Here is a 4,895-nt window from a genome sequence, read left to right on the forward strand (position 1 = left end):
CTCCTTCTCCACGCGCAGGGGGCCCGGGGGGCGGGTGGTGGGCGTGGGCGGGAGGGTGGGAACGGAGGTGCGCGAGGGAGGGTTCGTCTGGGTCGCGCTGGCGGAGCGGTGAGGGGTGGGCGTGCTCTCCAGGCGCGAGCCGCTGGTGGTGGGGCGCTCCACCCGTGGAGACTGTGAGGAGGAGGCCGTGCCGGTGCCAGCGTCGGCGGAGGCGCGCTGGAGCGTGCGGCGCTGCAGGTGGGCCATGAGCCGCAGGCGCAGCTCGGCGGGCTCCACGGGCTTGATGAGGTAGTCATCCACGCCCAGCTGGAAGGCGCGCACCCGGTCCCCCGAGGAGTCTCGGGCGGTGTGGAAGATGACGATGAGGCTGCGCCATGTCGGATCGGCGCGCAGCTGGGTGATGAGCTCGAAGCCCTCCAGCGCGGGCATGGCCACATCCAGCAGCAGCAGGTCCGGGTGGTGGCGCTGGAGGCTGGAGAAGAGGTTGCGCGCGTCGTTGAGCGTCACCACCTCCATGCTGGCGGCCTCGAGCACGGCGCGGGCGGCGGCGAGCACGGCGGAGTCGTCATCCACGGCGAGCACGCGGAAGCGCGCGGGGCTGGCGCGCTGGATGGAGACAATGTCGCGCGCGAGCGCCTGCGGAGGCGTGGCGATCGAGAGCACGGCGTCGATGCCCTCGCGGGGAACGGAGCGGACGTCGGCGGTGGGCGCGAGCAGGACAACGGGGGGTGGGGTGCTCAGGGAGCGCATCGCAGCGCGCAAGGAGGTGGGGACAGCGGGGCCCACCACCACGCGCTCCACGGGGCGGTCGGCGGTGAGCAGGCGCACGGACTCCTCTTCGGAGGAGGCGGCGACGGCATCCATTCCGAGCGTCTCCAGGTGCTGGGCGAGCTCGGTGGCCAGGTGCGTGTCGGCCAGGCGCACGAGCACGCGGGGGCGGTGAGGCACGAGAGGCAGGGTGCTGGGCGGCTGAGCGAAGGCCTCGAGGAGAGACTGGAGGAGGCCGGAGATGCGGGGGGAGTAGACGGGGGACTCGCCCTCGGCGAGCTTCTCGAGCTCGGCGGTGATCTTGGCCACCTCGGTGAAGCCGAGGGTGCTGGCGGTGCCGCGAGTGGAGTGCGCGGTCTGGGCGAACAGCGCAGCGGCTCCTGGGATAGCAGCTTTCCACGCCTCAGCGTGGCGGCGGAGCTGAGTGACTCGCTCGGACGCACTGGAGCGGAAGCCATCGCGCACTGTCGCGAGGGCCTGCGCCATCTCTTCTGCGACACCACGCTCGGCCATGAGGGTCGTCGGGCTCGTGAGGTGAGGACGCGGGCGCAACGCACCCGTAAGTGAAGATTTAGCACGAAGGCCGCTCGCTGTCCGTGCCTCAACGGGTGGGCAAGGCGGGGGACGCCCGGTTGCTCGCTATCACCCCGTAAGAATGGCTCTCCATGCACCCACATGCGGAAGATCCGGGAGCGCGGCTTGCCCTGAGAATGGCTGGATCCTCCTGGGGGGCCGACCTGACCCATCCTATATAAGGAGAGAGGGTGGATCCGAGGCCCGTCTTGTACGGGTCATCCACTACGCTCGCACGGCGATGACGGTGACGCGGCTGGAGATAGCAGGGTACCGCTCCGTGAGGAGGCTGGTGTTGCCGGTGCACCCGGTGACGGTGGTGGTGGGGCCGAACGGGAGCGGGAAGACGAACCTGTACCGGGCGCTGTACCTGCTGCAGGCGGCGGCGGAGGGGCGGCTGGCTCGGACGCTGGCGGAGGAGGGTGGCACGCCGAGTGTGGTGTGGGCAGGACCGCGCGAGCACAAGAAGCCGGTGCGGATGACGGTGGGGGTGACGCTGGATGACGAGCTGGCGTACGAGCTGAGCTGCGGCATCGTCCCGATGGATCCGTCACAGCCGGCCACGCTGTTCCTGCTGGATCCGGAGGTGAAGGAGGAGCACCTGTGGGCGCTGTCGGGGGGGCGGCGGGCGGTGTTGATGGAGCGCAAGGATCGGACGGCGTTCCTGCGGGACTCGGAGGGGAAGCGGGTGACGTTCCCTACGCAGCTGTGGAGCGCGGAGTCGGTGCTGGATCAGCTCGCCGAGCCACAGCGGTTCCCGCGGCTGTCGGAGGTGCAGCGGACGTTGAAGGCGTGGCGCTTCTTCCACCAGTTCCGGACGGACCTGGAGGCGCCAGCGCGGCAGCCGCAGATTGGCGTGCGGACGACGGCGCTGGCGCATGACGGGAGAGACCTGGCAGCGGCGCTGGGAACGATCCAGGAGATTGGGGATGCCCGGGGGCTGGCGAAGGCGCTGGACGACGCGTTCCCTGGAGCGGAGCTGGAGGTGGAGGCGCCCCAGGGGCGCTTCAGCCTGGCGCTGCGCATGCCGGGGCTGAGCCGGCCGATGGCGGCGAGCGAGCTGTCGGACGGGACGTTGCGCTACCTGTGCCTGCTGGCGGCGCTGCTGAGCCCGCGGCCGCCGCCGTTCGTGGCGCTGAACGAGCCGGAGACGAGCCTGCACCCGGACCTGCTGGGGCCGTTGTCACGGCTCATCGTGGATGCGGCGAAGCACAGCCAGATCTGGGTGACGACGCACGCGGAGGCGTTGGCGGAGGCCGTGTCGAGGCGCACGGGCTACGAGCCGGTGCGACTGGTGAAGCACGGGGGAGCCACGGAGGTGGAGGGCACAGCGGTTCGCGAGGAGGAGTGACTCGTGGCTCGAGTGCCACCTCACGCTCGGGCCCATGGCGAGCCCGAGCCACAGGCTGCGCTACTGCTTCGCCTTGGCGATCGTCTCTTTCGCCGCCTTCACCACGTTGTCCACGGTGAAGCCGAACTTCTGCAGCAGGGCCTTGAGCGGCGCGGAGGCGCCGAAGGAGCGCATGCCCACCACGGTGCCGCGCAGGCCCACCCAGCGCTCCCAACCGAACACCTCCGCCTGCTCCACCGCTACGCGCGCGCGCACGGAGGGAGGCAGCACGGAGTCCTGGTAGCGCTCGTCCTGCTGCTCGAAGAGCTCCCACGAGGGCATGCTCACCACCCGCGCCTTCACGCCCTCGGCCTTGAGCTTCTCGTAGGCCTCCACGCACAGCGCCACCTCGCTGCCGGTGCCGATGAGGATCACCTCGGGCGTCCCATCGGAGTCGGCGAGCACATAAGCGCCCTTGGCCACACCAGAGGCAGGCGCGTACTTCGTGCGATCCAGCGTGGGCACCGCCTGGCGCGTGAGCACCAGCGCCACCGCGTGAGTCTTCTGCTGGGCGATGACGCGCCAGGCCTCTGCCACCTCATTGGCATCCCCGGGCCGCAGGACGATGAGACCGGGGATGGAGCGCAGGCCCGGCAGCTGCTCCACCGGCTGGTGCGTGGGCCCATCCTCGCCCAGGCCGATGGAGTCATGCGTGAAGATGTGAATGGCCGGAATCTCCATGATGGCGGAGAGCCGGATGGCTGGGCGCTGGTAGTCGCTGAAGATGAGGAACGTGGCCCCGTAGGCGCGCAGCTTGCTCAGCGCCAGCCCGTTCACGATGGAGCCCATGGCGTGCTCGCGCACCCCGAAGTGGATGTTGCGCCCGGAGTGGTCACCCGGCTTCATCGGACCCGAGAAGCCCAGGTACGTCTTGGTGGACGGGTTGAGGTCCGCCGAGCCGCCCAGCAGCCACGGATAGTTCTTCGCCAGCGCGGTGAGCACCTTGCCGCTCGACTCGCGCGTGGCCATGCCCTTGGCATCCGCCGGGAAGGTGGGCAGCTCCTTGTCCCAGCCCGCGGGCAGCTCGCGCCGCAGCATGCGCTCGAGCTGGTCGGCCAGCTCCGGTTGCTGCTTCTTGTACTCGACGAACGTCTTCTCCCACGCCTCCCTCAGCTGCTTGCCGCGCGCACCCAGCCGCTCCTGAAAGCGCTCACGCACGCCCTCGGGCACCAGGAACTGCGCATCCTCGGGCCAGCCGTAGTTCCGCTTGGCGGCCTTGATCTCCTCGGCACCCAGGGGCTCGCCGTGGGCCGCCGCCGTGCCCTGCTTCTTCGGAGACCCGTAGCCGATCTGGCTGCGGACGACGATGAGGGTGGGCTTGCCCCGCTGCTCCTTGAAGGAGCGATATGCCGCGGACAGGGCCGCCAGGTCATTCGCATCGTCCACGTGCAGCACGCGCCAGCCGTAGGCCTCGAAGCGCCTGCCCACGTCCTCGGTGAAGGCCAGATCCGTGCTGCCGTCGATGGAGATGCGGTTCGCGTCGTAGATCCAGCACAGGTTGGGAAGCTGGAGGTGCCCGGCGATGGAGGCGACCTCGCTGGCCACGCCCTCCATCATGTCCCCATCTCCGCACAGCGCCCACACGTCGTAGTCGAACAGGGTGAAGCCAGGGCGGTTGAAGTACGAGCCCAGCCACCGGGAGGCGATGGCCATGCCCACGCTGTTGGCCACGCCCTGGCCCAGCGGGCCGGTGGTGGTCTCCACACCGCTGGTCCACCGGTACTCGGGGTGGCCGGGGGTGACGCTGTCCAGCTGGCGGAACTTCTGGAGGTCCTCCATGGAGATGGTGGGCCCCTCCTCCACGCCGTAGTCGCGGGTGACGCGGCGTACGCCTGCCAGGTGCAGCAGCCCGTACAGCAGCATCGAGCCGTGTCCGGCGGAGAGAATGAAGCGATCGCGGTTCAGCCACTGCGGGTCTTTCGGGTTGAAGCGCAGAAAGCGCGTCCACAGCACATACGCCATAGGCGCGGCACCTAGCGGCAAGCCCGGATGGCCCGAGTTGGCCTGCTGCACCGCGTCCATGGCGAGCGCGCGAATGGCGTTCGCGAGTTCGAGACGAGAGCTCATGAAGATCCTGGAGGGGGAAGAGCGGGGAAACGGTAGATTATACCGAGTTGTGCCGCCGCTCGCGGCTGTCGGTAGACGACCGAAGGATGGGGGGTTA

The 4,895-nt window shown here is 69.6% G+C and carries 3 protein-coding genes; 1 reads left to right on the forward strand and 2 read right to left on the reverse strand.

Going from position 1 to position 4,895, the window contains the following annotated elements:
* On the reverse strand, nucleotides 1-1,281 hold a 1,281-nt coding region (locus VD972_RS35615), incomplete at its 3' end, for a response regulator (RefSeq protein WP_324993271.1).
* A 301-nt stretch (nucleotides 1,282-1,582) separates the two neighbouring features.
* Here VD972_RS35615 and VD972_RS35620 point away from each other — a divergent pair.
* Entirely contained in the window at nucleotides 1,583-2,692 is a 1,110-nt protein-coding gene (locus VD972_RS35620; protein ID WP_324993272.1) for an AAA family ATPase, read from the forward strand.
* 60 nt (nucleotides 2,693-2,752) lie between these two features.
* On the opposite strand, the gene tkt is transcribed toward VD972_RS35620, so the two are convergent.
* A complete protein-coding gene (gene tkt, locus VD972_RS35625) occupies nucleotides 2,753-4,798 on the reverse strand; it encodes a transketolase (RefSeq protein WP_324993273.1) in 2,046 nt (681 codons plus the stop codon).
* Between the last annotated feature and the right edge of the window lie 97 nt (nucleotides 4,799-4,895).

The organism is Hyalangium sp., from assembly GCF_035629615.1.
Lineage (GTDB): Bacteria > Myxococcota > Myxococcia > Myxococcales > Myxococcaceae > Hyalangium.